Raw genomic sequence first — 26,487 nt, forward strand, 5'->3', positions numbered from 1 at the left:
CACCGGCACGGGCCGGGGAGGGCCTTCGGGTCCACCCCGGCCCGTCGTCGTCGGATCAGGAGAGAATGAAGACGTGCAGCTGGTAGTCGCGCGGATCGGCCGCGCCCACGGCATCAAGGGCGAAGTCACCGTCGAGGTACGGACGGACGAGCCCGAGCTGAGGCTCAGCCCCGGAGCGGTGCTCGCCACCGACCCCGCCTCCACGGGTCCCCTGACCATCGAGACCGGCCGCGTGCACAGCGGTCGCCTGCTGCTCCGCTTCGAGGGCGTGCGCGACCGGACCGGCGCCGAGGCCCTGCGTAACACCCTGCTCATCGCCGACGTCGACCCCGACGAGCTGCCGGCGGAGGAGGACGAGTACTACGACCACCAGCTCATGGACCTGGACGTGGTGCTCGCGGACGGCACCGAGGTCGGCAGGATCACCGAAATCTCGCACCTGCCGTCCCAGGACCTCTTCATCGTGGAGCGGCCGGACGGCACCGAGCTGATGATCCCGTTCGTCGAGGAGATCGTCACCGAGATCGACCTGGAGCAGCAGCGCGCCGTCATCGACCCGCCGCCCGGGCTGATCGACGACCGCGCCGAGATCGTCTCCGCCCGGGACGACGGCCCCGCGGAGGGCACCGAGGGCGACGACGCATGAGGCTCGACGTCGTCACCATCTTCCCCGAGTACCTGGAGCCGCTGAACGTCTCCCTGGTCGGCAAGGCACGCGCGCGTGGACAGCTCGACGTCCACGTCCACGACCTGCGCGGGTGGACCTACGACCGGCACAACACCGTCGACGACACCCCGTACGGCGGCGGCCCCGGCATGGTCATGAAGACCGAGCCCTGGGGCGAGGCCCTCGACCAGACCCTCGCCGACGGCTTCGAGGCGGGCGCCCACGGCCCCGTCCTCGTCGTGCCCACCCCCAGCGGCCGCCCCTTCACCCAGGAACTCGCCGTCGAGCTCTCCGAGCGCCCCTGGCTGATCTTCACGCCGGCCCGCTACGAGGGCATCGACCGGCGCGTCATGGACGAGTACGCCACCCGGATGCCGGTCTACGAGGTCTCCATCGGCGACTACGTGCTGGCCGGCGGGGAGGCCGCCGTCCTCGTCGTCACCGAGGCCGTGGCCCGCCTGCTGCCCGGCGTCCTCGGCAACGCCGAGTCCCACCGCGACGACTCCTTCGCGCCCGGCGCCATGGCCAACCTGCTGGAGGGCCCCGTCTACACCAAGCCCCCCGAGTGGCGTGGCCGCGCCATCCCCGACGTGCTCGTCAGCGGGCACCACGGGAAGATCGCGCGCTGGCGCCGCGACGAGGCGTTCCGGCGTACGGCGGCGAACCGGCCGGACCTGATCGAGCGCTGCGATTCCGCCGCGTTCGACAAGAAGGACCGCGAGATCCTCTCCATGCTCGGCTGGGCCCCCGAGCCCGGCGGCCGATTTTGGCGCAGGCCGGAGGCCGTGGAAGAATAGGCCGCTGTTGTGTGTCCGGCGTGCGCCCCTGCCACAGGGGGACGACGCGCGCCCGGGGCGCACGACGCTCCATCTCCTCTTCGAACGTTCCGCTGATGACCTGTGGCATCAGCGAGGAAAGAGACCACCATGGCCTCCCTGCTCGACTCGGTCAACGCGGCTTCGCTCCGCTCCGACCTCCCCGCCTTCCGTCCCGGCGACACCGTGAACGTCCACGTGCGCGTCATCGAAGGCAACCGCTCGCGTATCCAGCAGTTCAAGGGCGTTGTCATCCGCCGCCAGGGCTCGGGCGTCAGCGAGACCTTCACGGTCCGCAAGGTCTCGTTCTCCGTCGGCGTCGAGCGCACCTTCCCGGTGAACAGCCCGATCTTCGAGAAGATCGAGCTCGTCAGCCGCGGTGACGTCCGTCGCGCCAAGCTCTACTACCTCCGTGAGCTGCGCGGCAAGGCCGCCAAGATCAAGGAGAAGCGCGACAACTGAGCTTCGGCTCACCGATCGCGCGGGGCTTCGGAGCACTGACTCTCAGGGTGGCCGGATAGGCTCTGCCCCCGATGGACACCGAAGCACAGCACACGGAGCGCGACCGCTCCTCCGAGCCGGAGGAGCGGTCGCGCTCCGCGCGTTCTTCCGGGTCCGACGGGCCACCGGCGGAGTCGGGCGAGCGCGCCGGGGCCGAGGTCGAGGCTGAGGCCGGGGCTGAGGTTGAGGCCGAGGCCGAGGCTGAGGCCGGGGCTGAGGTTGAGGCCGAGGCCGACGCGCGCTCCGGCTGGTCCTGGCGGCGTACGGGGCTCGTCGGCGCCGCCTGTGTGGTCTTCGTACTGCTCCTGAGCCACTTCGTGCTCCAGCCGTTCCTGATCCCCAGCAGTTCCATGGAGCCGACCCTCCAGGTCGGGGACCGGATCCTCGTGAACAAGCTGGCGTACCGTTTCAGCGACCAGCCGCGCAGGGGCGACGTCGTCGTCTTCGACGGCACCGGCTCCTTCGTCCGGCAGCCGCCCGAGGAGAACCCGGTCACCGGGCTGCTGCACGGCGCGGCGGCGGCCCTCGGGCTCGCCGAGCCCGCCGACACCGACTTCGTGAAGCGGGTGGTGGGCGTCGGCGGCGACCGCGTCGTCTGCTGCGACAAGAACGGCCGGCTCACCGTCAACGGCGTGCCCGTCGAGGAGTGGTACGTCCAGCTGGGTGACGCGCCCTCGAAGGTCCCCTTCGACATCGTCGTACCGCCGGGCACCCTGTGGGTGATGGGCGACCACCGTAGCCAGTCGAGCGACTCCCGCGACCACCTCGGGCAGCCGGGCGGCGGCATGGTGCCCGTCGAGCGGGTGATCGGGCGCGCCGACTGGATCGGCTGGCCCTTCGGCCGCTGGTCCGGGGTCCCGGAGACCGGCGCCTTCGACGCCGTACCGGCCCCGGCGGCGGGCCGCCATGGGTAACCGGGGCCGGGCTGCGGGCGGGCACCGTGCCGACACCCGGCTGCCCACCGGCACCAGGCCCACGGACGCGGCCGGACGCCCCACGCCCGGGCGGGCGGAGCGGCGCAAGCTGGCCCGCAAGGTCAAACGGCGGCGGCAGCGCTCGGCGGTCAAGGAGATCCCGCTCCTGGTGATGGTCGCCGTCCTGATCGCGCTCGTCCTGAAGACCTTCCTGGTGCAGGCGTTCGTCATCCCGTCCGGCTCGATGGAGCAGACGATCCGGATCGACGACCGGGTCGTGGTCGACAAGCTCACGCCCTGGTTCGGCGCGACGCCCGAGCGCGGGGACGTCGTCGTCTTCAAGGACCCCGGGAACTGGCTCCAGGACGCCGCGCCGCCCGCCGAGGACCCGGTCGGCGTCAAGCAGGTCAAGCAGGCCCTGACCTTCATCGGACTGCTGCCCTCCGCCGACGAGCAGGATCTGATCAAGCGGGTCGTCGCGGTCGGCGGCGACACGGTCGCCTGCTGCGGCAAGGACGGGCGGATCAGCGTCAACGGCGTACCGCTCGACGAACCGTATCTCCACCCGGGGAACGAACCGTCGAAGATCCCCTTCAAGGTGAAGGTGCCCGAGGGCCGGATCTTCGTCCTGGGCGACCACCGCTCGGATTCCGCCGATTCGCGCTACCACCTGGACGAGAAGGACCAGGGGACGATCTCCCTGGACGACGTCGTCGGCCGCGCGGTCGGCATCGTCTGGCCGGTGGGCCACTGGCGGCGCCTCGAGGAGCCCGACACGTTCGCGGCCGTACCGGACGGCCGTTCGGGCGCTGTGTCCGCGGTCGGCGCGTCGCATAGTGTGTCCTCGCGGAATCTGAACGGATTGCCCTGGCTCCCGACTCCTGCGGAACTCCCGCTCGTTATGGGAGTGATGGGCCTGTCCCTGTTCTGGGGCGGGCATGTGCACGGACTGAGGAGTGGATGTGGGGGATGTGGCCGTCGGCGCACGATCCGGACACGACGAGCCCGAGGAGAGGCGTGAGCCGCCCCGCGACTCGTCGGTGGCCATGACGGACGACTCGGATCGGTCGGACGCCGACCCCGGCGACGGCGCGGACCCCGGCGACGGCGCGGACCACGCCGGCGGAGACGGTCAGGGCGGCGAGGCAGGAGAGGCCGGCGAAGCCCCGAGGAGGCCGCGTTCCTTCTGGAAGGAACTGCCGCTGCTCATCGGCATCGCCCTGGTGCTCGCGCTGCTGATCAAGACCTTCCTCGTGCAGGCGTTCTCGATCCCCTCGGACTCGATGATGAACACGCTGCAGCGCGGCGACCGGGTCCTGGTCGACAAGCTGACCCCGTGGTTCGGCTCCGAGCCCGAGCGCGGCGAGGTCGTCGTCTTCGGCGACCCCGGCGGCTGGCTGGAGGGCGAGCCCACGCCGGACCCGAACATCCTCCAGGAGTTCCTCTCCTTCATCGGCCTGATGCCGTCGGCCGAGGAGAAGGACCTGATCAAGCGGGTCATCGCGGTGGGTGGCGACACGGTCTCCTGCAAGGAGGGCGGCAAGGTCATCCTGAACGGCAAGACGCTGGAGGAGAGCTCGTACATCTACCCCGGCTCCTCGCCCTGCGGTGACAAGCCCTTCGGGCCGATCACCATCCCCAAGGACAGCATCTGGGTGATGGGCGACAACCGGCAGAACTCGCTGGACTCCCGCTACCACCAGAACCTGAAGGGCGGCGGCGCGGTCCCCAACGACCAGGTCGTCGGGCGCGCGGTCTTCGTGGCCTGGCCGGTCACCCGCTGGTCCACGCTGCCCGTCCCGGAGACCTTCGACCAGCCGGGGCTGAGCCAGGCGCTGGCCGTGGCCCCCGGCGCGGCCGGTCTCGCCGGCGCGCTGCCGCTGGTCCTGTGGCGCCGCAAGAGGCTCGCCACTCGGCATACCGCCGAGTAGGGGCGCGCGGGTAGGGTGCCGTCCCAGATCGTCCAACCGACCGCTGAGGTGGGGAGAACGCTGGGATGAGCGGAACGATACGTACGGAAGGCGGCCGCGGCCGTCTCGGCAGCGTGCTGTCGGGGCTGGCCGTGGCCGTCGGCTGTGTGCTGTTCCTCGGCGGCTTCGTCCTCGGGGCCGTGCTGTACCAGCCGTACACCGTGCCCAGCGACTCGATGACCCCGGCGCTGGCCGTCGGGTCCAAGGTCCTCGCGGAGCGGATCGACGGCGACGAGGTGCGCCGCGGCGACATCGTGATCTTCAACGACCCGCTCTGGGGCGATGTGCCTATGGTGAAGCGGGTCGTCGGCGTCGGCGGCGACACGGTCGCCTGCTGCGACAAGGACGGGCGCCTCACGATCGACGGCAAGGCGATCGAGGAGCCGTACACGCGGCCCGGCGCCCCCGCCTCGGGGCAGGAGTTCTCGGCGACCGTGCCCGAGGGCAAGCTCTTCCTCCTCGGCGACGAGCGGCACAACTCCCTGGACTCCCGGACGCACCTGGAGGAGGCCGGGCAGGGCTCCGTACCGCGCTCGGCGGTCACCGCCCGGGTCGACGCCGTCGCCTGGCCCGACATGGCCCTCGTGGAGCGTCCCGCGGGCTTCGCGGCACTGCCGGGCGGGGTCTCGGCCCGCGGGCCTGTGGAGTCGCTCTTCTACGCGATCGTCGGCGGGTGTGTACTGATCCTGGGCGGCGCGGCGTACGGGCCGGTGGCGAGGATGCTCGGGGGCCGGCGGTCGCCGGGAGGCCGGCAGGACGGCCGGCCGACGGGCAGGGAGACGGTGGACGCGTGACGGGTACGGCGGGATCCGCGGGTGCGGCGGGCGGTGCTGCTGGGTCGGTCGGTCCGCGTGCGGCGGCTGGTGCGCGTGCGGCGGGCGATGCGGGCGATGCGGGCGATGCGGGCGTCGGCGGGCGGGAGCTGCGTCGGGTGGCGCGGGTCGTGCTGCTCGACCCCGACGACCGCATCCTCCTCATGCACGGCTACGAGCCCGACGACCCTGCCCTGACCTGGTGGTTCACGCCCGGTGGCGGGCTCGAGGGGGACGAGACCCGGGAGGCCGCGGCGCTGCGCGAGCTGGCCGAGGAGACCGGGATCACCGAGGTCGAACTCGGGCCGGTCCTGTGGCAGCGGATCTGCTCCTTCCCGTTCGACGGGCGGCGCTGGGATCAGGACGAGTGGTACTACCTGGCGCGAACCAGCCAGACCGCGACCGCCCCGCGCGGCCTCACCGAACTCGAGGAACGCAGTGTCGCGGGGCTGAGGTGGTGGACCTCCGCCGAACTGTCGGCGGCCCGTGAGACGGTGTACCCGACCAGACTCGCCGAGCTGCTGCAGACGCTGCTCGATGAGGGACCGCCGAGTGCGCCGCTGGTGCTCGCCCCGGAAATCGCTTAACGGTGCGAGCGGCTGGCGCACAATAGGTGGACGCACGGCTGAAGGGGAACATGCCATGAGCGCCGAGGACCTCGAGAAGTACGAGACCGAGATGGAGCTGAAGCTCTACCGGGAGTACCGCGATGTCGTCGGGCTGTTCAAATACGTGATCGAGACCGAGCGTCGTTTCTACCTCACCAATGACTACGAGATGCAGGTGCACTCGGTCCAGGGCGAGGTGTTCTTCGAGGTGTCCATGGCCGACGCCTGGGTCTGGGACATGTATCGGCCGGCCAGATTCGTCAAGCAGGTGCGGGTGCTCACGTTCAAGGACGTGAATATCGAGGAGCTCAACAAGAGCGACCTGGAGCTGCCCGGCAACTGAAACCACCCGCAGGGGTGACGCGGTTCTCCACAGGCCGGCGGCTGTCCACAGGCTCGCACACGGAACGTCGCGAAGCGTCACAGTCGGTGCCGGAGGTGGTACCGAATGAACGCAACGAGCGCCCTCGGTCAGTACGGAGAACAGCTGGCGGTCCGCAGGCTCACCGCGGCCGGGATGGTGGTCCTCGCGCGGAACTGGCGCTGCGGACGGACCGGAGAGATCGACATCGTCGCCCGGGACGGGGACACCGTCGTCGTCTGCGAGGTGAAGACCCGGCGCGACGGCGCCTTCGAGCACCCCATGGCCGCCGTCACCCCCGCCAAGGCCGACCGGCTGAAACGCCTCGCGGCCTGCTGGCTCGACCGGCACGGCGGGCCACCACCCGACGGCGGCGTCCGCATCGACCTCGTCGGAGTCGTCCTGCCCCGCCGGGGCGCCCCCGTCGTCACGCACGCCCAGGGGGTGGCGTGATGGGATTCGCCCGCACCTGCTCCGTCGCCCTCGTCGGCGTCGAGGGCGTCGTCGTCGAGGTCCAGGCCGACCTGGAGGCCGGCGTCGCCGCCTTCACCCTGGTCGGACTCCCGGACAAGAGCCTCAGCGAAAGCCGCGACCGCGTCCGCGCCGCCATCGTCAACTCGGGCGCCGAGTGGCCCCAGAAAAAGCTCACCGTCGGACTCAGCCCCGCGTCCGTGCCCAAGAGCGGGTCGAGTTTCGACCTCGCCGTCGCGGCGTCCGTGCTCGGCGCCGCCGAGCGGATCGATCCCCGGGGCATCGCCGACCTCGTCCTCATCGGCGAACTGGGCCTCGACGGCCGCGTCCGGCCCGTGCGGGGCGTCCTGCCGGCCGTCCTGGCCGCCGCCGAAGCCGGCTACCGCCAGGTCGTCGTCCCCGAACAGTCGGCGGGCGAGGCCGCCCTCGTCCCCGGGGTCTCCGTCCTCGGCGTCCGCAGCCTGCGCCAGCTCATCGCCGTCCTCTCCGACGAACCCGCCCCCGAGGAGGAACCGGCCGAGGAAGGCCGCCCCGACGCCATGCTCGCCGGACTCCTCATCCCCGGTGCGGGCGTCGGCACCGGCCTCTCCGCCGAGCCGGTCGACGGACCGGACCTCGCCGACGTCGCCGGACAGCACGGAGCCCGGCGCGCCCTGGAGATCGCCGCGGCCGGCAGCCACCACCTGCTGCTCTCCGGGCCACCCGGTGCCGGGAAGACCATGCTCGCCGAACGGCTCCCGGGGATCCTGCCCCCGCTCACCCGGCAGGAGTCGCTCGAAGTCACCGCCGTCCACTCGGTAGCCGGCATCCTCCCGCCCGGCGAACCGCTCGTCCGCCGCGCCCCCTACTGCGCGCCCCACCACTCGGCGACCATGCAGTCCCTCGTCGGCGGCGGCAACGGACTCCCGCGCCCCGGGGCCGTCTCCCTGGCTCATCGGGGGATCCTGTTTCTCGACGAGGCGCCCGAATTCTCCGGGAAGGCCCTGGACGCCCTGCGTCAGCCGCTCGAGTCCGGGCACGTGGTCGTCGCCCGCACGGCGGGCGTCGTCCGGCTTCCCGCCCGCTTCCTCCTCGCCCTCGCCGCCAACCCCTGCCCGTGCGGACGGCACACCCTGCACGGCGCGGGCTGCGAATGCCCCGCATCCGTCATCCGCCGCTACCAGGCACGGCTGTCCGGCCCGCTCCTCGACCGCGTCGACCTGCGCGTCGAAGCCGAGCCGGTCACCCGCTCCGACCTCCTCGGCCAGGGCGGACGCGGTGAGTCCACCGCCGCCGTCGCCGACCGTGTCCGCGAGGCCCGCTCCCGCGCCGCCGCCCGCCTCGCCGGCACGCCCTGGACCGTCAACAGCGAAGTCCCCGGCCATGAGCTGCGTACCCGCTTCCTCGTCGCCCCCGGCGCCCTCGCCGCCGCGGAACGGGACATCGAGCGGGGGCTGCTCACCGCGCGCGGCCTCGACCGGGTCCTGCGCGTGGCCTGGACCGTCGCCGACCTCGCCGGTCACGACCGCCCGGACGCCCATGACGTGGACCTCGCACTCGAACTGCGGACCGGCATCGCCCGCGGCGTACCGGTGGGAGCGGGGGACCGGTCATGACCCCGTACGGCGAACGCCTCGCCCGAGCCGCCCTCACCCGCGTCGTCGAACCCGGCGACGCCCACGCCGGGCGCTGGCTGCGGCAGTTCGGACCCGAGGACCTCCTGCGACTCCTTCAGGACCCCTCCGCCGCAGCGGACCCCTTCCCAGGCACCGGGGAGAAACGGGTCGAGGGATGGCGGCGGCGGGCCGCGACCGCCGAGCCGGCGCGCGACCTCGACGCCGTCGACCGGCAGGGCGGGCGGTTCATCGTCCCCGGCGACGTCGAATGGCCCACGCAGCTCGACGACCTCGGCGACACCCGCCCGGTCGGCCTCTGGGCCCGGGGCCCCGCCGACCTGCGGACCTGGGCGCTGCGCTCCGTCGCCGTCGTCGGCGCCCGCGCCTGCACGCCCTACGGCGCTCACATGGCCACCACGCTCGCCTCCGGGCTCGCCGAACAGGGGTGGGTCGTCGTCTCCGGAGCGGCCTTCGGTATCGACGGCGCTGCGCACCGGGGAGCCCTCGCCGCCCGGGGCGCCACCGTCGCCGTCCTCGCCTGCGGCGTCGACGTCCCCTACCCGCGCGGCCACGCCGGGCTCATCGGGCGCGTCGCCGAACAGGGGCTCGTCATCGGAGAGTTGCCGCCCGGCAGCCACCCCACACCCACCAGATTCATCCTCCGCAACCGGGTCATCGCGGCCCTCACCCGGGGCACCGTCGTCGTCGAGGCCGAGTACCGCAGCGGCTCGCTCGTCACCGCCCGCGCCGCCGCCCGCCTCGGCCGCCACACCATGGGCGTGCCCGGCGCCGTCACCAGTGGTCTCTCCGCCGGCGTCCACGAACTCCTGCGCGGCGAGGCCACCCTCGTCACCGAGGCCGCCGAGGTGATCGAACTCGTCGGGGACATCGGCCAGCTCGCCCCCGCGCGGCGCGGCCCCGTCCTGCCCCGCGATCTCCTCGCCCCGGACACCGCCCGGGTCCTCGAAGCCATGCCCGCCGGCCGTCCCACCCTCGTGCGCGAGATCGCCGACCGCTCGGGCGCCACCCCCGACGACACCCTCGTCCGACTGTACGAACTGCACTCCCTGGGGTTCGTCGAACGGCAAGGCGACGACTGGCGGTTGACGAACACCCCCACAGATGGGGCGAATGCGCGGCGAGGCGGTACTTGACCTGGCGCATTCGGGTGAAATGGTGAGGGTGATGAACAACCCAGCTCTCTCGGCCGCCCCCGAGGGGTCGACACGCGCCGCGGCCCGGGTTCGAAGATGCGGCCGAGGACGTCCACCCCGAGGGGCGCGATCCGCAGAGGTTCGCACACCGCGACCGTCCAGTCACGCTACGCTCGCCAGGGTTCCCCGCCGGACATCCCCACCGACAAACCCGCCAGCAGAACGGCTCAAGGCAACGCATGCCCCAGCACACCTCCGGGTCTGACCGCGCTGCGGTGCCCCCAGCAGCCCGGGGCACCGTGCGACCACCCGCACCGACATCGCTCGACGAGCTGTGGCGGTCGTACAAGGACACGGGCGACGAGCGGCTGCGCGAACAGCTGATCCTGCACTACTCGCCGCTCGTGAAGTACGTCGCCGGCCGGGTCAGCGTGGGGTTGCCGTCCAATGTGGAACAGGCCGACTTCGTCTCCTCCGGAGTCTTCGGGCTGATCGACGCCATCGAGAAGTTCGACGTCGAGCGGTCGATCAAGTTCGAGACCTACGCGATCACCCGGATCCGGGGCGCGATGATCGACGAACTCCGCGCCCTGGACTGGATCCCCCGCTCCGTACGGCAGAAGGCGCGCAACGTCGAGCGCGCCTACGCCACCCTGGAGGCCAAGCTCCGCCGCACCCCGACCGAGAGCGAGGTCGCGGCGGAGATGGGCATCGCCCTGGAGGAACTGCACGCTGTTTTCAGCCAGTTGTCCCTGGCGAACGTGGTCGCCCTCGAAGAGCTGCTGCACGTCGGCGGCGAGGGCGGCGACCGACTGTCGCTGATGGACACCCTGGAGGACACCGCAGCCGACAACCCGGTCGAGGTGGCCGAGGACCGCGAGCTGCGCAGGCTGCTCGCCCGCGCCATCAACACCCTCCCCGAGCGGGAGAAGACCGTGGTCACGCTCTACTACTACGAGGGCCTCACCCTCGCCGAGATCGGCCACGTCCTCGGCGTCACCGAGAGCCGGGTCAGCCAGATCCACACCAAGTCCGTCCTGCAGCTGCGCGCCAAGCTGGCCGATGTGGGGCGCTGACCGCGCGCGGCCGGTCGTATGGTGGAGCCGTGCCAAGGATTCGAGCGGCCTCGGTGGCCGAGCACCGGACGATGCAGCGCGGCGCCCTGCTGGACGCGGCGCGCTCCCTGCTGTCCGAGGGCGGTACGGAGGCGCTGACCTTCCCCGCCCTCGCCGAGCGCACGGGCCTGGCCCGTTCCTCGGTGTACGAGTACTTCCGGTCCCGCGCGGCCGTGGTCGAGGAGCTGTGCGCCGTCGACTTCCCCGTCTGGGCGGCCGAGGTCGAGACGGCGATGGCCCAGGCCGACACGGCCGAGGGCAAGGTCGAGGCCTACGTACGCAAGCAGCTGGAGCTCGTGGGGGACCGGCGGCACCGCGCGGTCGTCGCGATCTCCGCGAGTGAGCTCGACGACGGCGCCCGCGAGAAGATCCGCGCCGCCCACGGCGGCCTCGTCGCCATGATCGTCGAGGCCCTCGCCGACCTGGGCCAGGCCGAGCCCCGCCTGGGCGCGATGCTCCTCCAGGGCGTCGTGGACGCGGCCGTACGCCGTATCGAACTGGGCGCCGCCGAGAATCCGACCGCCATCGCCGAAGCCGCGGTCTCCATGGCCCTCCGAGGCGTCGCCGGCTGACGACCGACCGCGGTGGTGACCGGTCCTGCCCCTACGACCTCCTGCCCCACCGGAACGGTGGCTGATCCGTCACCGGGAGCAGTCTCGACGGGCCCTGGCTCAGGAACAGCAGCGGGTTCAGGTAGGTCTCGCCTCGCAGCAGGCCCCAGTGCAGGCAGGACTCCGGGCAGTGCGGGGTCCCGGGCCCTGGCGGTGCGAGGGTGGCCACCGGGTCGCCGCGGGTGACCGTCATGCCCGCGCCGACCAGCGGGTCCACCGGCTCGTAGGTGGTGCGCAGCGGCGGGTCGCCCGTGCCCGGCAACGTGATCGTGAGGACGCCCCGGCCGCCCACCCGGCCCGCGAACGTGACCACGCCCGCCGCCGCCGCGTGGACCGGGGCACCCACCGGGGCCGCCAGGTCGAGCCCGCGGTGGCCGGCGGCGTACGGACCGGGCGGTGGCTCCCAGCCACGCAGGACCTCCGGGCGCGGCGGGCCCAGGGGCCACATCAGTAACAGGGTCAGAAGCAGTGTCGTGAGGTGCATGCCGACACCGTCCCGCACCCGCCCGATCCGCGCCGATCATGGTCGGTATCTGTGGACGACCAGCAGGTTGTGGACAGCGCCGTCACCCGGCGCCCCCGGGGTCCCGTACACTTCCTATGGCGATCCGGGTCACCGGGTCGACTTCGCACGCCCCGCCACACAGCCCTCACAGGCCGTGGCAGCGCCTTTTCGGTCCCTCGTGGCACGGCGCGTCGGGGCGTCAGGACATAACCGAGAAACACAAGGAGATACGGCCATGGCCGTCGTCACGATGCGGGAGCTGCTGGAAAGCGGCGTCCACTTCGGTCACCAGACCCGTCGTTGGAACCCGAAGATGAAGCGCTTCATCTTCACGGAGCGCAACGGCATCTACATCATCGACCTGCTCCAGTCGCTGTCGTACATCGACCGCGCCTACGAGTTCGTCAAGGAGACCGTCGCCCACGGCGGCTCCATCATGTTCGTCGGCACCAAGAAGCAGGCGCAGGAAGCGATCGCCGAGCAGGCGACGCGCGTGGGCATGCCCTACGTCAACCAGCGCTGGCTCGGCGGCATGCTGACCAACTTCTCCACCGTCTACAAGCGTCTGCAGCGCCTCAAGGAGCTCGAGCAGATCGACTTCGAGGACGTCGCGGCCTCGGGTCTCACCAAGAAGGAGCTTCTCGTGCTCTCGCGCGAGAAGGCCAAGCTGGAGAAGACCCTCGGTGGTATCCGCGAGATGTCGAAGGTCCCCAGCGCCGTCTGGATCGTCGACACCAAGAAGGAGCACATCGCCGTCGGTGAGGCGCGCAAGCTCCACATCCCGGTCGTCGCGATCCTCGACACCAACTGCGACCCCGACGAGGTCGACTACAAGATCCCGGGCAACGACGACGCGATCCGCTCCGTCACCCTGCTCACCCGCGTGATCGCCGACGCCGTCGCCGAGGGCCTCATCGCCCGTTCCGGCGCTGCGACCGGCGACTCGAAGCCGGGCGAGAAGGCCGCGGGCGAGCCGCTCGCCGAGTGGGAGCGCGACCTGCTCGAGGGTGAGAAGAAGGCTGACGAGGCCGAGGTCCAGACCTCCGCCGAGACCGAGCCCGTCGCCGACGCCGAGGCTGCCACCGAGGCCGCCGACGCCGTCGCCGCCGAGGTCGTCGAGGCTCCGGCCGCCGAGGCCCCGGCCGACGAGGCTCCGGCCGCCGAGGCCGAGCAGGCCTGACCCACGGCCTGACCCTCACAGGTCAGGTCCGGTTGGTTGTTTCGGATGCAGACGGCGGGGGCCCACGAAGCCCCCGCCGTCCACCCGTAGATCGATCTTTCAGACTTCGAGAGAGAAACTCAGACTCATGGCGAACTACACCGCCGCTGACGTCAAGAAGCTCCGTGAGCTCACCGGCGCCGGCATGATGGACTGCAAGAAGGCTCTGGACGAGGCCGACGGCAACGTCGACAAGGCCGTCGAGGCCCTGCGCATCAAGGGCCAGAAGGGCGTCGCCAAGCGCGAGGGCCGTTCCGCCGAGAACGGCGCCGTCGTCTCCGTCATCGCCGACGACAACACCTCCGGTGTCCTCGTCGAGCTGAAGTGCGAGACGGACTTCGTCGCCAAGGGTGACAAGTTCCAGGCCGTCGCCGCCTCCCTCGCCGCCCACGTCGCCGCCACCGCGCCGGCCGACCTCGAGGCGCTGCTCGCCTCCGAGATCGAGCCCGGCAAGACGGTCCAGGCGTACGTCGACGAGGCCAACGCCAACCTGGGCGAGAAGATCGTCCTCGACCGCTTCGCGCAGTACGCCGACGGCTACGTCTCGGCCTACATGCACCGCACCATGCCTGACCTGCCCCCGCAGATCGGTGTCCTTGTCGAGCTCGACAAGGAGAACGCCGAGGTCGCCAAGGGTGTCGCGCAGCACATCGCCGCCTTCGCGCCGAAGTACCTCACCCGTGAGGACGTTCCGGCCGAGGTCGTCGAGACCGAGCGTCGCGTCGCCGAGGAGACCACCCGCGCCGAGGGCAAGCCCGAGGCCGCGCTCCCGAAGATCGTCGAGGGTCGCGTCAACGGCTTCTTCAAGGACGCCACGCTCCTTGGCCAGCCGTACGCGCTCGACAACAAGAAGTCTGTCCAGCAGATTCTGGACCAGGCCGGTGTCACCCTGAAGCGCTTCACGCGCATCAAGGTCGGCATCTGAGTCCGTACGCGACGGACACCGGGCCCGGGTAGGGTCTGAAGCAGTCGTCCACGCTCGCGGAGGGCGACCGCAGTTCTGACGAGGAGGCCATTGCCGCACGGGAAACCGCAAGGACCCACCGGCAATGGCCTTCGTCGTATGTGCACGAGGAGATCCCATGAACCAGAGCGCCGTACAGGGCGACGACAACCACGGCAAAAAGGCCGGACGCTTCATGCTGAAGCTGTCCGGTGAGGCATTCGCCGGAGGCGGCGGTCTCGGCGTCGACCCCGACGTCGTGCACAAGATCGCCCGCGAGATCGCCGCAGTCGTCCGCGACGGCTGGGAGATCGCGGTCGTGATCGGCGGCGGCAACTTCTTCCGCGGCGCCGAGCTGCAGGTGCGCGGCATGGACCGGGCCCGCTCCGACTACATGGGCATGCTCGGCACGGTCATGAACTGCCTCGCCCTCCAGGACTTCCTGGAGAAGGAAGGCATCGACTCCCGCGTCCAGACCGCCATCACCATGGGCCAGGTCGCGGAGCCGTACATCCCGCTGCGGGCCGTGCGCCACCTGGAGAAGGGCCGCGTGGTCATCTTCGGCGCCGGTATGGGCATGCCGTACTTCTCCACCGACACCACGGCCGCCCAGCGCGCCCTGGAGATCGACGCCGAGGCCCTGCTCATGGGCAAGAACGGCGTCGACGGGGTCTACGACTCCGACCCGAAGAAGAACCCCGACGCGGTCAAGTTCGACGCGCTGGAGTACGGCGAGGTGCTCTCCCGCGACCTCAAGGTCGCCGACGCCACCGCCATCACCCTGTGCCGGGACAACAAGCTGCCGATCCTCGTCTTCGAACTGCTCGCCGAGGGCAATATCGCGCGCGCGGTGAAGGGTGAGAAGATCGGCACTCTCGTGAGCGACCAGGGCACCCGGGCCTGAGCCTCGGCTCGAAACCGGGTACCGCCCCGCGAGGGGATGGACAGAGCCCTGCCGGCCGTACACCGTGCAGGACAAGACGCGACGACACGCAGGAGCAAGTGGTGATCGAAGAGACCCTCCTCGAGGCCGAGGAGAAGATGGAGAAGGCCGTCGTGGTCGCCAAGGAGGACTTCGCCGCGATCCGCACCGGCCGTGCGCACCCGGCGATGTTCAACAAGATCGTGGCGGACTACTACGGTGCCATCACGCCGATCAATCAGCTGGCGTCGTTCTCGGTTCCCGAGCCGCGCATGGCTGTCGTGACCCCGTTCGACAAGAGCGCGCTGCGCAACATCGAGCAGGCGATCCGTGACTCGGACCTCGGCGTCAACCCGAGCAACGACGGCAACATCATCCGTGTGGTGTTCCCGGAGCTGACCGAGGAGCGCCGCCGCGAGTACATCAAGGTCGCCAAGACCAAGGCCGAGGACTCCAAGATCTCGATCCGCTCCGTGCGCCGCAAGGCCAAGGAGACCATCGACAAGCTCGTCAAGGACGGCGAGGTCGGCGAGGACGACGGCCGGCGCGGCGAGAAGGAGCTCGACGACACCACCGCGAAGTACGTCGCGCAGGTGGACGAGCTGCTGAAGCACAAGGAAGCCGAGCTGCTCGAGGTCTGATGAACGACTCTTCCTGGGGGGCCCCGGCCGGTTCCGGCTACTGGGGGCCCGACCAGGGGCCTGCCCCGGCGGGTCCCGCATACGATGGGTTGCAGGCGGCGCAGACTCGGCCCATGCCCATCGTGCCCGACGTCCCCGCCGGCGATCACCAGGACGACCACGGCCGGGGGGCCGCTCAGCCGAGCGGTCCCCTGTTCCGTGACGAGACGCCGAACGAGCACCCGCAGGAGCCCATGTCCAGCCCGAACCGACCCGCTGCCCCGCAGAAGAAGAGCGCGGGGCGCGATCTGGGCGCGGCCATAGGAGTCGGGGTCGGTCTGGGCGCGGTCATCATCGCCTCCCTGTTCATCTGGAAGGCCGCGTTCGTCGGCGTCATAGCGGTCGCCGTCGTGGTCGGTCTGTGGGAGCTCACCTCCCGCCTCCAGGAGCGCAAGGGCATCAAGGCTCCGCTCGTCCCGCTCGCGGTCGGTGGCGCGGCGATGGTCGTCGCCGGCTACGTCCGCGGGGCGGAGGGCGCCTGGGTCGCCATGGCCCTGACGGCGCTCGCGGTCCTGGTGTGGCGCATGACGGAGCCGCCCGAGGGCTATCTGAAGGACGTCACGGCGGGCGTCTTCGCCGCGTTCTACGTGCCGTTCCTGGCGACGTTCGTGGCGCTGATGCTCACCGCCGACGACGGCCCGGAGCGGGTGCTCACGTTCCTGCTGCTCACGGTCGTCAGCGACACCGGCGCGTACGCGATCGGCTGGCGCTTCGGCAAGCACAAGCTGGCACCGCGGATCAGCCCCGGCAAGACCCGCGAGGGCCTGCTCGGAGCGGTGACGTTCGCGATGGCGGCGGGCGCGCTGTGCATGGAGTTCCTGATCGACGACGGCACCTGGTGGCAGGGCCTGCTGCTCGGCCTCGCGGTGGCGGCGAGCGCGACGCTCGGCGACCTCGGCGAGTCGATGATCAAGCGCGACCTCGGCATCAAGGACATGGGCACCCTGCTGCCGGGCCACGGCGGCATCATGGACCGGCTGGACTCCCTGCTCCCGACGGCCCCGGTGGTCTGGCTCCTGCTCGTGGTCTTCGTCGGCACGACCTGAGCCGCACGCTTTTACGTGAAGGGCCCGCCGTCCACACCGGACGGCGGGCCCTTCCGCTTCCCCGGCTCCTCGGCCCCTTCTGCTTCCCCGGCCTCGGCCCCGCTCGCGCCCGCCAGGTGGCTGACCCCCACGGCGGGTCGACCGTCCACGACGGGGGCGGCTGGCACGATGCGCCCATGACAGACAGGGGTGGCACTGCCGGGGTGCGGCCGGGGGCGCGGTCGGTACTGCTGACGCTCGCTGCCGGTCAGTTCCTGATGGCCCTGGACAGCTCCGTCATGAACGTCTCGATCGCGGCGGTGGCCGACGACGTGGGGACGACGGTGACCGGGATCCAGGGCGCCATCACCGCGTACACCCTGGTGATGGCGATGCTGATGATCCCCGGGGGCAAGGTCGGGGTGCTGATCGGCCGCAGACGCGCGTTCATGATCGGCTGCGCCGTGTACGGCTGCGGCTCCCTCGTCACGGCGCTGGCACCGAACCTCCCCGTGCTGCTGCTCGGCTGGTCGTTCCTCGAAGGGGTCGGAGCGGCGCTGATCCTGCCCGCGATCGTGGGACTCGTGGCCGGCAACTTCACCGCCGAACGCCGCGCGGGGGCGTACGGCATCGTGGCGGCCGCGGGGGCCGTCGCCATCGCGCTCGGGCCGCTCATCGGGGGCCTGGCCACGACGTACTTCTCCTGGCGCTGGGTCTTCGCCGGCGAGGTCGTGGTGGTGCTCGTCATCCTGGTGTTCGCCCGCCGCATCGCCGACACGATCAGCGAGGAACGCCCGCGCATCGACCTCGGGGGCGCACTCCTCTCCGCCGGCGGCCTCGGGGTCTTCGTCTACGGAGTTCTCCGCTCGGGCGAGTGGGGCTGGTTCAGGCCGAAGCCGGACGCGCCGTCGTGGCTGGGTGTCTCGATGACGGTGTGGCTGATGCTGGCGGGCCTGTTCCTGGTCTGGCTCTTCCTCCGCTGGGAGGCCCGGCTCGTGGAACGCGGCAGGGAACCGCTGGTCGACCCGGCCATGCTGCGGAACAAGCAGCTCACCGGCGGTCTGACGATGTTCTTCTTCCAGTACCTCGTACAGATGGGCGTCTTCTTCGTCGTACCGCTCTACCTGTCCATCGCCCTGGGGCTGTCCGCGCTTGCGACAGGGGCCCGCATCCTGCCGCTGTCGATGACGCTGCTCGCAGCCGCGATCCTGATCCCGCGCTTCCTCCCGGACGTCTCCCCGCGGCGGGTGGTGCGGCTCGGGGTGCTCGCGCTGCTCGCGGGCGCGATCGCCCTGATGGCGGCGCTCGACCTGGACGCCGGAGCCGAGATCGTCACCCTCCCTCTGCTGCTGATCGGACTCGGCATGGGCGCGCTGGCCTCCCAGCTCGGGTCGGTCACCGTCTCCGCGGTACCGGAGCGGCAGACCGCGGAGGTCGGCGGCGTCCAGAACGCCGTCACCAACCTGGGCGCCTCGATCGGCACGGCGCTGGCCGGCTCGCTCCTGATCGCCGCGCTCACGTCCTCCTTCCTGGCCAGTGTCGAGCAGAACGCGGCGATTCCCGCCGAGGTCAAGAACCAGGCCACCGTCGAACTCGCGAGCGGGGTGCCCTTCCTCTCGGACGCCCAGCTCGAGACGGCCCTCGACACCGCGGGTACGAGCCCGGAGGCGACCGAGGCAGCCCTGGACGCGAACGCCGAGGCCAGGCTCGACGGCCTGCGCGCGGCCCTCGCGATCCTCGCGCTCGCCTCCCTCCTGGCGCTGTTCTTCACCCAGCGGATCCCCCGGAACCAGCCGGGCCGACCAGGTCCCTGACGGCGGCCGCCCACACGCCGGCAGGCGCCCCGGCCCGCGCGGGCCTAGCGTGGACGTGCAGCAGATCAGCCGAGGAGGGATCACGGCATGAGCAGCGCCATGGACAAGGCCAAGGGCAAACTCAAGGAAGTCACCGGAAAGATCACCGGCAACGAGCGAGTGGAGACCGAGGGCAGGACCGACCAGGTCAAGAGCAAGATCCGAGACACGGCGAAGAGCGTCCGCGAGCACGCCGAGGGCATCAAGGACTCCCTCAAGCGCGACCGCTCATGACACACGGCGGCCGCGTGGCCCCGCTCCCTCGCCACTCCACGCGGCGGCCGGCCACGGGCCCGGGCCACCGGGATCCGTCTGCGACACTGGTAGAACCATGCCGAAGCCCGGAGAACTCACTTTCGTCGCGCCCCGCGGAGCCAAGAAGCCGCCGCGGCACCTTGCCGACCTCACGCCCGCCGAGCGCAAGGAGGCCGTCGCCGCGATCGGCGAGAAGCCGTTCCGCGCCAAGCAGCTGTCCACGCACTACTTCGCGCGGTACGCCCACGACCCCGCCGAGTGGACCGACATCCCCGCCTCCTCGCGCGAGAAGCTGCAGGGGGAGCTGCTGCCCGACCTGATGTCCGTGGTCCGGCACATCTCGTGCGACGAGGACACCACCCGTAAGACCCTGTGGAAGCTGCACGACGGCACGCTCGTCGAGTCCGTGCTCATGCGGTACCCGGACCGGGTCACCATGTGCATCTCGTCGCAGGCAGGCTGCGGGATGAACTGCCCGTTCTGCGCCACCGGGCAGGCCGGGCTCGACCGGAACCTGTCGACCGCCGAGATCGTGCACCAGATCGTCGACGGCATGCGCGCCCTGCGCGACGGCGAGGTGCCCGGGGGGCCGGCGCGGCTCTCCAACATCGTCTTCATGGGCATGGGCGAGCCGCTCGCCAACTACAAGCGGGTCGTCGGCGCCGTCCGCCGGCTCACCGACCCCGAGCCGGACGGTCTCGGCCTCTCGCAGCGCGGGATCACCGTCTCCACCGTCGGCCTGGTGCCCGCGATGCTGCGCTTCGCCGACGAGGGCTTCAAGTGCCGCCTCGCCGTCTCGCTGCACGCGCCCGACGACGAGCTGCGCGACACCCTCGTGCCCGTCAACACGCGCTGGAAGGTCCGGGAGGTCCTTGACGCCGCATGGGAGTACGCGGAGAAGTCCGGCCGCCGGATCTCCATCGAGTACGCCCTGATCCGCGACATCAACGACCAGGCCTGGCGCGGTGACCTGCTCGGGCGGCTGCTGAAGGGGAAGCGGGTGCACGTGAACCTGATTCCGCTGAACCCGACGCCCGGCTCGAAGTGGACCGCGTCCCGGCCCGAGGACGAGAAGGCCTTCGTCGCGGCCATCGCCGCCCACGGTGTCCCGGTCACCGTCCGTGACACCCGCGGTCAGGAGATCGACGGTGCCTGTGGACAGCTGGCGGCCTCGGAGCGCTGACCTTGTAGTCTGTGCTCGAACACATCTCCATATTCCGACAGGGGAGCGCCACAGCGCTGAGAGTGCGGTCATCGGACCGCAGACCCTCTGAACCTCGCCCAGGTCATTCTGGGTAGGAAGTTCGGTCGCAACTCGAGCTGTTGCGCCCTGCCCACCTTGCGGTGGGCAGGGCCGCGTCTCTTCCTGGTCACACCCAGGAGGAATTTCAGTGAGCACCAAGAAGATGGCCGCCGCGGCGATCGCCGCAGCGCTGGGCGTCACGACCCTCGCCGCCTGCGGCACCGAGGACGTCAGAGGCGCGGCGGGCAAGTCCGACGCGCCCGCGCCCAAGACCGTGACGCTCGTCAGCCACGACTCCTTCAACGCCTCGAAGGAGGTCCTGGCGGAGTTCACCAAGCAGACCGGCTTCACGGTCAAGGTGCTGAAGAGCGGCGACGCCGGCGTGGCCGTCAACAAGGAGATCCTGACCAAGGGCTCCCCGCAGGGCGACGTCTTCTTCGGCGTCGACAACACCCTGCTCTCCCGCGCGCTCGACAACGGGATCTTCGTCCCGTACGAGGCGAAGGGGCTGGATCTGGTGCTGCCCGAGGTCAAGCTCGACAAGGAGCACCGGGTCACCCCGATCGACACCGGCGACATCTGCGTCAACTACGACAAGAAGTACTTCGCCGACAAGAAGCTCGCGCCCCCGCAGACCTTCGACGACCTGGCCAAGCCGGAGTACAAGAACCTGCTCGTGGTCGAGAACCCCGAGAAGTCCTCCCCGGGCCTCGGCTTCCTCCTCGGCACCGCCGCGCAGTACGGCGACGACGGCTGGCAGGGCTACTGGGAGAAGCTCAAGGCCAACGGCGTGAAGACCGTCGACAGCTGGGAGCTCGCCTACAACCAGGAGTTCTCGGGCTCGGCCGGCGGCAAGCAGGCCAAGGGGGACCGGCCGCTGGTCGTCTCGTACGCCTCCAGCCCGCCGGTCGAGGTCCTCTACGCCGAGCCGCAGCCGAAGGAGGCTCCGACCGGGGTCTCCACCGGCACCTGCTTCCGGCAGATCGAGTTCGCCGGGCTGCTGAACGGGGCGAAGAACCCCGAGGGCGGCAAGGCGCTGATCGACTTCCTGATCTCCAAGAAGTTCCAGGAGGACATGCCGCTCCAGATGTTCGTCAACCCGGTGACCAAGGGCGCCCAGCTGCCCGAGCTGTTCACGAAGCACGGCGTGACGATCGAGAAGCCGCAGACCATGGCGCCCGAGAAGATCGCCGAGAAGCGTGACCAGTGGATCCAGTCGTGGTCCTCGACCGTTCTGAAGTAGCCCCCGAGCGTCATGCCGGTGGCCGACGAGGCGTGCGGGGAAGCGTGGTGCGGCTCGGCCTGATGGTCGTGCCCGTCGCCTTCTTCGCGCTCTTCTTCGCCTGGCCCGTCGCCTCGATCGTCGAGCGCGGGCTGCGGCCCGACGGGGCATGGGAGTTCGGCCGGTTCGGCGAGACGCTGAGCCGGCCGGAGATCCTCGACGTCCTCTGGTTCACCCTGTGGCAGGCACTCGCCTCCACCGCGCTGACCCTGCTGATCGCGCTGCCCGGCGCGTACGTCTTCGCGCGTTTCGACTTCCCCGGCAAGGGGCTGCTGCGCGCAGTCGTCACCGTGCCGTTCGTGATGCCGACCGTCATGGTCGGCACGGCGTTCCTGGCGCTCGTCGGGCGCGGCGGGCTCCTCGACGAACTGTGGGGCGTCCGGCTGGACACCACCGTCTGGGCCATCCTCCTGGCCCATGTCTTCTTCAACTACGCCGTCGTCGTCAGGACCGTCGGCGGTCTGTGGGCGCAGCTCGACCCTCGCCAGGAGGAGGCCGCCCGGGTCCTCGGCGCCTCCCGGTTCACCGCCTGGCGGAAGGTGACCCTGCCTGCGCTCGCCCCGGCCGTCGCCGCAGCCGCGCTGATGGTGTTCCTCTTCACCGCCGGCTCCTTCGCCGTCGTCCAGATCCTCGGCGGACCGGCGTACTCCACTCTGGAGACGGAGATCTACCGGCAGACGGTCGACCGTTTCGACCTGACGACGGCCGCCGTCCTGACGATCGTCCAGTTCGTGGCCGTCGGCGTCGTCCTCGCCGTGCACGCCCGGACGGTACGGCGGCGGGAGACGGCCCTGAAGCTCGTCCCGCCCGAGCAGACCGCGCGGCGGCCCCGGGGGATCGGCGCGTGGGCGCTCTTCGCGGGCGTCCTCGTGTCGATCGTGCTGCTGCTCGTGCTGCCGCTCGCCGTCCTCGTCGAACGGTCCTTCGCCACCTCGGACGGGTACGGCCTCGACTACTACCGGGCCCTCCAGTCCGTCGACCCCTCCGGTACCTTCCTCGTCCCGATGGTCGACACCATCGCGAACTCGCTCCGGTACGCCGTCGTCGCCACCGCCCTCGCCCTCCTCATCGGCGGGCTCGCGGCGGCCGCTCTGACGCGGCGGGCGGGACGGCTCGTGCGCGGCTTCGACGCGCTGCTGATGCTGCCGCTCGGGGTGTCGGCCGTGACCGTCGGCTTCGGCTTCCTGATCACGCTCGACGAGCCGCCGTTCGACCTGCGGGCGAGCTGGATCCTCGTCCCGCTCGCGCAGGCACTGGTCGGTGTCCCCTTCGTCGTACGGACGATGCTGCCCGTCCTGCGGGCGGTGGACGAACGGCTGCGGGAGGCGGCGGCCGTGCTCGGCGCCTCGCCGCTGCGGGCCTGGCGGGAGGTCGATCTGCCGCTGGTGCGGCGCGCGGTGCTCATCGCGGCCGGGTTCGCCTTCGCCGTCTCCCTGGGCGAGTTCGGCGCGACGGTCTTCATCGCCCGGCCCGACAACCCGACCCTGCCGGTCGCGGTCGCCCGGCTGCTCGGCCGGCCAGGTGAGCTCAACTACGGCCAGGCCATGGCCCTTTCAACGATTCTGATGGTGGTGTGCGCGGTGTCCCTGCTGCTTCTGGAACGGCTCCGTGTCGACCGCACCACCTCGGGGGAGTTCTGATGCTGCGCGTCGAGGACGCGACCGTACGGTTCGGGGATCGGGCCGTGCTCGACTCCGTGGACCTGGCGGTGGCCGACCACGAGATCGTGTGCGTGCTCGGGCCGAGCGGCAGCGGCAAGTCCACCATGCTGCGGGCCGTCGCCGGGCTCCAGGCGCTCGACGGCGGACGGGTCCTGCTCGACGGCGCGGACCAGGCCGGGGTGCCGGTGCACCGGCGCGGGGTCGGCCTGATGTTCCAGGACCACCAGCTCTTCCCGCAGCGGGACGTGGGTGGCAACGTCGGCTTCGGGCTGCGGATGCACGGCGTCGCGAAGGCCGAACGGGACGAGCGGGTACGGGAGTTGCTGGAGCTGGTCGGCCTTTCCGGGGCCGCCGGGCGGGCCGTCGCCTCGCTCTCCGGCGGCGAGCAGCAGCGGGTGGCGCTCGCCCGCGCGCTCGCCCCGCGGCCGCGGCTGCTGATGCTGGACGAGCCGCTCGGGCAGCTGGACCGCGGTCTGCGGGAGCGGCTGGTGGTCGAACTGCGCGGTCTGTTCCGGCGGTTGGGTACGACGGTGCTGGCCGTCACCCACGACCAGGGCGAGGCGTTCGCGCTCGCCGACCGGGTCGTGGTGATGCGGGACGGCCGGATCGCGCAGTCCGGGACGCCGCTGGAGGTGTGGCAGCGGCCGGCTTCGGCGTTCGTGGCCCGGTTCCTCGGCTTCGACAACGTCGTGGCGGGGACGGTGAGCGGGCCTTTCGCCGACACGGTGTGGGGCAAGGTTCCGGTGCCGGACGGTTCGCCCGGGGGCGCGAGGGAGATCCTCGTACGCCCAGGCGGCGTACGGCTCGTGGCCCCGGGTGACGGCCTGGCCTGCACGGTCGAGGCCCGTACGTTCCGGGGTACCCATGTCGCCGTGCTGCTGCGTCCGGCGGAGGGCCCGGCCCTGGAGGCGGAGTGCCCGCTCCGGGACGCGCCTGCGGAGGGCGCGGAGGTGGGCGTGACGTTCGTGGCGGACGAGGTCGTGGTGCTGGGCTAGTGGGGGCGGGCCGGTGCGGCTTCGCGGGGGTGCGCCCGGCCTCCGCCCGGGCTGGCGTTCCCACCCGTACCACCCGTACCACTTGTAGACAGTGGGGCGGGTCCCCCTGTGGGCGGCTGTGCGCCGTCGGCGGCTTTCCCGCCGTGGCCCTCAGGAGCGCCGAACCAGGCCACGGCCACCGCGCCCGCGACCGCCAGGGCGAAGCCGGTGATGGCCAGCCAGGCGAAGCCCGGGCGGGAGGCGTCGCCCAGCCACCACACCCCGATCATTCCCGGCAGCACGGTCTCGCCCACCACGAGCGCCGCCGTCGCCCCGTTCACCGAGCCGATCTGGAGCGCGACGGTGTGCAGGTACATCCCGCCGGTCCCGGCGACGAGGATCGCGTACAGCGCCGGGTCGGTGACGAACGACCCCAGGTCGAGGATCCGTACGCCCACACCGAGCGCGCCGAAGCCGAGTCCCGAGAGGAGACCCGCCAGGATCGCCGCCCGCGCGCCCAGGAGCCGTACGAGAACCGTGCCGCCGACCATCAGGAGCACCGAGATCGCGAGCAGCCACCAGTGCGTGGCGAGCGGAGTGTGCCCGCTGCCCTCGGGGCCCGCCGCGCTCGCGAGGAGTACGAGCGCCGAGCAGACGACGCCGATCGACGTCCACTCGGCGCGCGTCAGCCGGATGCCGAGCAGGCGGACGCTCAGCACCGCCGTGATCACCAGGTTCGCGCTGATGACCGTCTGGGAGAGGAACAACGGCAGCATCCGCGCCGCTAGCGCTCCGAGGCCGAAGCCGATGAAGTCCAGGACCGTCCCGACGACGAACTCCCAGGTCATCGCCGCCTTCGCGGTCGACGACAGGCTCGGCCCGCCCCGGCCGGTGACCTGCCCGGCCGCCTGCGCCTCCGCCTCGCGCCGGGCTGACCTGCGCGACCCGACGGCCTGGAGGACGGAGCCCGTGCCGTAACAGATCGAGGCGGCGACAGCCGTCAGCAGTCCTATGAGCACCGGGAGGCTCCGTTCCGGAAGGGTTTGGTACGGACTGCCAGACGCGGAATCGGGCGCCGACGTTGCCTCCGGTGGCCCCCTAGCTGCGCAGGCCCAGCCGGTGGAGCGCTTCCGGGGCCTCGTCGATGGAGTCGACCAGGGCGATCCGGGCGGCCATCGGGCGCTCGGCCGCGAGGGCCTGGAGCAGCGGCCAGGCGGGCAGCCGGTCCGTCCAGTGCGCGCGGTTCACCAGGACCATGGGGGTGGGCTCGCCCCGCGACTCGTAGTAGTTGGGGGTTGAGTTGTCGAAGATCTCTTGTACGGTGCCGGCCGCGCCCGGGAGGAAGATCACCCCTGCGTTGCAGCGGGCGAGCAGGCCGTCCATGGGGGTCCCCCCTGCTCGCGCGGAGCCGAGAGCTTGGGGGAGTGTCGCGTTGGCGAAGTACTTCGCGATGTGGCCGGCGAAGGGGTTCGGCGGCTCATGGCCGTAGAACCAGGTGGGGATGCCGACCGAGTCGCCGCCCTTCGGCCAGCGGGCCCGCACCTCGAAGGCGGCCCGCGCCCAGTCCGTGACGGACGGGGTGAACGACGGTGCCTTGGCGAGGAGTTCGAGCGCCTCGTCCAGTACGTCGTCGGTGTGCGGGGCGGTGTACGCGCCGAGGTTCGCCGCCTCCATCGCGCCGGGGCCGCCGCCGGTCGCCACGGTCAGGCCTGCGCGGGCCAGCGAGCGGCCGAGCCGGGCGGCCCCTGCGTACGCGTCGGTGCCGCGGGCCATCGCGTGGCCGCCCATGACGCCGACGACCCGGGCGCCGGCGAGGAGTTCGTCGAGGGCGTCGGAGATGGCGTCGTCGTGGATGGAGCGGAGCATCGACGCGAAGATGTCGCCGTCGGCCTTCGTCTGCTGGAACCAGTCGTACGTGCGGAAGTCGGGGGTCGTTTCGTACGCCTCGTCCTCGACGTGGTCGAACAGTTCCGCGGGGGAGTACAGGTGGGCGCGGTACGGGTCGAACGGCAGGTCCGGGACGGGCGGGAAGACGAGCGCGCCGTCGGCGCGGACCTTGGCGGCGGCCTCGGGCTGGAGCTCGCAGCCCAGGAAGACGGCGCCGGCGGTGGGGGTGGAGAGGAGAGCGAAGGTTCGGTCGGTGAGGTCTACGGACTGGATTCTGTGTCCGGAGAGGGACCCTCGGGTGATGACCTCGTCGAACTCGGCGGGCGTGTGGATTTCGCGTTCGTTACGGGTCATGGGGCCAGGGTAGGGGCTTGGGGTGCGGGGTCCTGTGCCGGGCGACCCGCGCGTGGTGGGCGTAGGGGGACGGGGCGGAAGCGCCCGCCA

28 protein-coding genes and 1 riboswitch are annotated in these 26,487 nt (G+C 71.3%); of the genes, 25 read left to right on the forward strand and 3 right to left on the reverse strand.

Going from position 1 to position 26,487, the window contains the following annotated elements:
* Positions 1 to 73 precede the first annotated feature (73 nt).
* From rimM to Q5762_RS21775, 14 genes are all read left to right on the forward strand, one after another.
* Positions 74 to 646, forward strand: a complete 573-nt coding sequence (rimM, locus tag Q5762_RS21710; RefSeq protein ID WP_315893858.1) for a ribosome maturation factor RimM — start codon at positions 74 to 76, stop codon at positions 644 to 646.
* On the forward strand, positions 643 to 1,464 hold the full coding sequence (trmD, locus tag Q5762_RS21715; protein ID WP_315893859.1) for a tRNA (guanosine(37)-N1)-methyltransferase TrmD: 822 nt from the start codon (positions 643 to 645) through the stop codon (positions 1,462 to 1,464). The genes rimM and trmD overlap by 4 nt, the downstream gene beginning before the upstream one ends.
* A gap of 129 nt (positions 1,465 to 1,593) precedes the next feature.
* Entirely contained in the window at positions 1,594 to 1,944 is a 351-nt protein-coding gene (gene rplS, locus Q5762_RS21720; protein ID WP_315893860.1) for a 50S ribosomal protein L19, read from the forward strand.
* A 71-nt stretch (positions 1,945 to 2,015) separates the two neighbouring features.
* Positions 2,016 to 2,897, forward strand: a complete 882-nt coding sequence (gene lepB / locus Q5762_RS21725) for a signal peptidase I (RefSeq protein WP_315893861.1) — start codon at positions 2,016 to 2,018, stop codon at positions 2,895 to 2,897.
* On the forward strand, positions 2,890 to 3,918 hold the full coding sequence (lepB, locus tag Q5762_RS21730; protein WP_315893862.1) for a signal peptidase I: 1,029 nt from the start codon (positions 2,890 to 2,892) through the stop codon (positions 3,916 to 3,918). The genes lepB (Q5762_RS21725) and lepB (Q5762_RS21730) overlap by 8 nt, the downstream gene beginning before the upstream one ends.
* Entirely contained in the window at positions 3,869 to 4,828 is a 960-nt protein-coding gene (gene lepB, locus Q5762_RS21735; RefSeq protein WP_315893939.1) for a signal peptidase I, read from the forward strand. Before lepB (Q5762_RS21730) ends, lepB (Q5762_RS21735) begins: the two co-directional genes overlap by 50 nt.
* 65 nt (positions 4,829 to 4,893) lie before the next feature.
* Complete coding sequence (lepB, locus tag Q5762_RS21740; protein WP_315893863.1) at positions 4,894 to 5,661, forward strand: signal peptidase I; 768 nt, start codon at positions 4,894 to 4,896, stop codon at positions 5,659 to 5,661.
* A gap of 128 nt (positions 5,662 to 5,789) precedes the next feature.
* Positions 5,790 to 6,266: an NUDIX hydrolase gene (locus Q5762_RS21745; RefSeq protein WP_315893940.1), complete on the forward strand. Its 477-nt coding sequence runs from the start codon at positions 5,790 to 5,792 to the stop codon at positions 6,264 to 6,266.
* 55 nt (positions 6,267 to 6,321) lie between these two features.
* Positions 6,322 to 6,630 carry a DUF2469 domain-containing protein gene (locus tag Q5762_RS21750; RefSeq protein ID WP_010353840.1) on the forward strand — a complete coding sequence of 103 codons (309 nt, stop codon included), beginning with the start codon at positions 6,322 to 6,324 and terminating at the stop codon, positions 6,628 to 6,630.
* Between the two features lie 105 nt (positions 6,631 to 6,735).
* Entirely contained in the window at positions 6,736 to 7,101 is a 366-nt protein-coding gene (locus Q5762_RS21755; protein WP_315893864.1) for a YraN family protein, read from the forward strand.
* Positions 7,101 to 8,714, forward strand: a complete 1,614-nt coding sequence (locus Q5762_RS21760; RefSeq protein WP_315893865.1) for a YifB family Mg chelatase-like AAA ATPase — start codon at positions 7,101 to 7,103, stop codon at positions 8,712 to 8,714. The genes Q5762_RS21755 and Q5762_RS21760 overlap by 1 nt, the downstream gene beginning before the upstream one ends.
* A complete protein-coding gene (dprA, locus tag Q5762_RS21765) occupies positions 8,711 to 9,868 on the forward strand; it encodes a DNA-processing protein DprA (protein ID WP_315893866.1) in 1,158 nt (385 codons plus the stop codon). The genes Q5762_RS21760 and dprA overlap by 4 nt, the downstream gene beginning before the upstream one ends.
* Positions 9,869 to 10,107: 239 nt before the next feature.
* Positions 10,108 to 10,944 (forward strand): RNA polymerase sigma factor WhiG, encoded by an 837-nt coding sequence (gene whiG / locus Q5762_RS21770; RefSeq protein ID WP_315893867.1) that lies wholly within the window; start codon positions 10,108 to 10,110, stop codon positions 10,942 to 10,944.
* 53 nt (positions 10,945 to 10,997) lie between these two features.
* Positions 10,998 to 11,555 carry a helix-turn-helix domain-containing protein gene (locus tag Q5762_RS21775; RefSeq protein WP_315893941.1) on the forward strand — a complete coding sequence of 186 codons (558 nt, stop codon included), beginning with the start codon at positions 10,998 to 11,000 and terminating at the stop codon, positions 11,553 to 11,555.
* A gap of 31 nt (positions 11,556 to 11,586) precedes the next feature.
* Here Q5762_RS21775 and Q5762_RS21780 read toward each other — a convergent pair whose 3' ends face one another.
* Entirely contained in the window at positions 11,587 to 12,078 is a 492-nt protein-coding gene (locus Q5762_RS21780; protein ID WP_315893868.1) for a M23 family metallopeptidase, read from the reverse strand.
* 256 nt (positions 12,079 to 12,334) lie between these two features.
* On the opposite strand from Q5762_RS21780, the gene rpsB reads away from it, so the two are divergent.
* The 11 genes from rpsB (at position 12,335) to Q5762_RS21835 (ending at position 24,177) form a co-directional block, all read left to right on the forward strand.
* Positions 12,335 to 13,279 (forward strand): 30S ribosomal protein S2, encoded by a 945-nt coding sequence (gene rpsB / locus Q5762_RS21785; protein ID WP_315893869.1) that lies wholly within the window; start codon positions 12,335 to 12,337, stop codon positions 13,277 to 13,279.
* Positions 13,280 to 13,406: 127 nt separating this feature from the next.
* The gene (gene tsf, locus Q5762_RS21790; RefSeq protein WP_315893870.1) at positions 13,407 to 14,243 is read left to right on the forward strand and encodes a translation elongation factor Ts; all 837 of its coding nucleotides are present in this window, start codon (positions 13,407 to 13,409) and stop codon (positions 14,241 to 14,243) included.
* 157 nt (positions 14,244 to 14,400) lie between these two features.
* Positions 14,401 to 15,165, forward strand: coding sequence for a UMP kinase (gene pyrH / locus Q5762_RS21795; protein ID WP_315893871.1), 765 nt, complete (start codon positions 14,401 to 14,403; stop codon positions 15,163 to 15,165).
* Positions 15,166 to 15,266: 101 nt separating this feature from the next.
* Entirely contained in the window at positions 15,267 to 15,824 is a 558-nt protein-coding gene (gene frr, locus Q5762_RS21800; RefSeq protein WP_315893872.1) for a ribosome recycling factor, read from the forward strand.
* On the forward strand, positions 15,824 to 16,909 hold the full coding sequence (locus tag Q5762_RS21805) for a phosphatidate cytidylyltransferase (RefSeq protein WP_315893873.1): 1,086 nt from the start codon (positions 15,824 to 15,826) through the stop codon (positions 16,907 to 16,909). Before frr ends, Q5762_RS21805 begins: the two co-directional genes overlap by 1 nt.
* Positions 16,910 to 17,085: 176 nt before the next feature.
* Positions 17,086 to 18,702, forward strand: a complete 1,617-nt coding sequence (locus tag Q5762_RS21810) for an MFS transporter (RefSeq protein ID WP_315893874.1) — start codon at positions 17,086 to 17,088, stop codon at positions 18,700 to 18,702.
* A gap of 87 nt (positions 18,703 to 18,789) precedes the next feature.
* Positions 18,790 to 18,975 (forward strand): CsbD family protein, encoded by a 186-nt coding sequence (locus Q5762_RS21815; protein WP_315893875.1) that lies wholly within the window; start codon positions 18,790 to 18,792, stop codon positions 18,973 to 18,975.
* 97 nt (positions 18,976 to 19,072) lie between these two features.
* Entirely contained in the window at positions 19,073 to 20,179 is a 1,107-nt protein-coding gene (gene rlmN / locus Q5762_RS21820) for a 23S rRNA (adenine(2503)-C(2))-methyltransferase RlmN (RefSeq protein ID WP_315893876.1), read from the forward strand.
* A 29-nt stretch (positions 20,180 to 20,208) separates the two neighbouring features.
* Positions 20,209 to 20,316: riboswitch (TPP riboswitch) on the forward strand.
* A gap of 86 nt (positions 20,317 to 20,402) precedes the next feature.
* On the forward strand, positions 20,403 to 21,482 hold the full coding sequence (locus tag Q5762_RS21825) for a thiamine ABC transporter substrate-binding protein (protein ID WP_315893942.1): 1,080 nt from the start codon (positions 20,403 to 20,405) through the stop codon (positions 21,480 to 21,482).
* A 47-nt stretch (positions 21,483 to 21,529) separates the two neighbouring features.
* Positions 21,530 to 23,161: an iron ABC transporter permease gene (locus Q5762_RS21830; protein WP_315893943.1), complete on the forward strand. Its 1,632-nt coding sequence runs from the start codon at positions 21,530 to 21,532 to the stop codon at positions 23,159 to 23,161.
* Complete coding sequence (locus Q5762_RS21835) at positions 23,161 to 24,177, forward strand: ABC transporter ATP-binding protein (RefSeq protein ID WP_315893877.1); 1,017 nt, start codon at positions 23,161 to 23,163, stop codon at positions 24,175 to 24,177. Before Q5762_RS21830 ends, Q5762_RS21835 begins: the two co-directional genes overlap by 1 nt.
* Here the strand turns inward: Q5762_RS21835 and Q5762_RS21840 are convergent.
* Complete coding sequence (locus Q5762_RS21840; RefSeq protein WP_315893878.1) at positions 24,174 to 25,175, reverse strand: hypothetical protein; 1,002 nt, start codon at positions 25,173 to 25,175, stop codon at positions 24,174 to 24,176. The two genes, Q5762_RS21835 and Q5762_RS21840, sit on opposite strands and share 4 nt — an antisense overlap.
* Before the next feature lie 79 nt (positions 25,176 to 25,254).
* The gene (locus tag Q5762_RS21845; RefSeq protein ID WP_315893879.1) at positions 25,255 to 26,397 is read right to left on the reverse strand and encodes a Rossmann fold nucleotide-binding protein; all 1,143 of its coding nucleotides are present in this window, start codon (positions 26,395 to 26,397) and stop codon (positions 25,255 to 25,257) included.
* Positions 26,398 to 26,487 lie beyond the last annotated feature (90 nt).

The sequence above is a fragment of the Streptomyces sp. P9(2023) genome, from assembly GCF_032436795.1.
Taxonomy (GTDB): Bacteria; Actinomycetota; Actinomycetes; order Streptomycetales; family Streptomycetaceae; genus Streptomyces.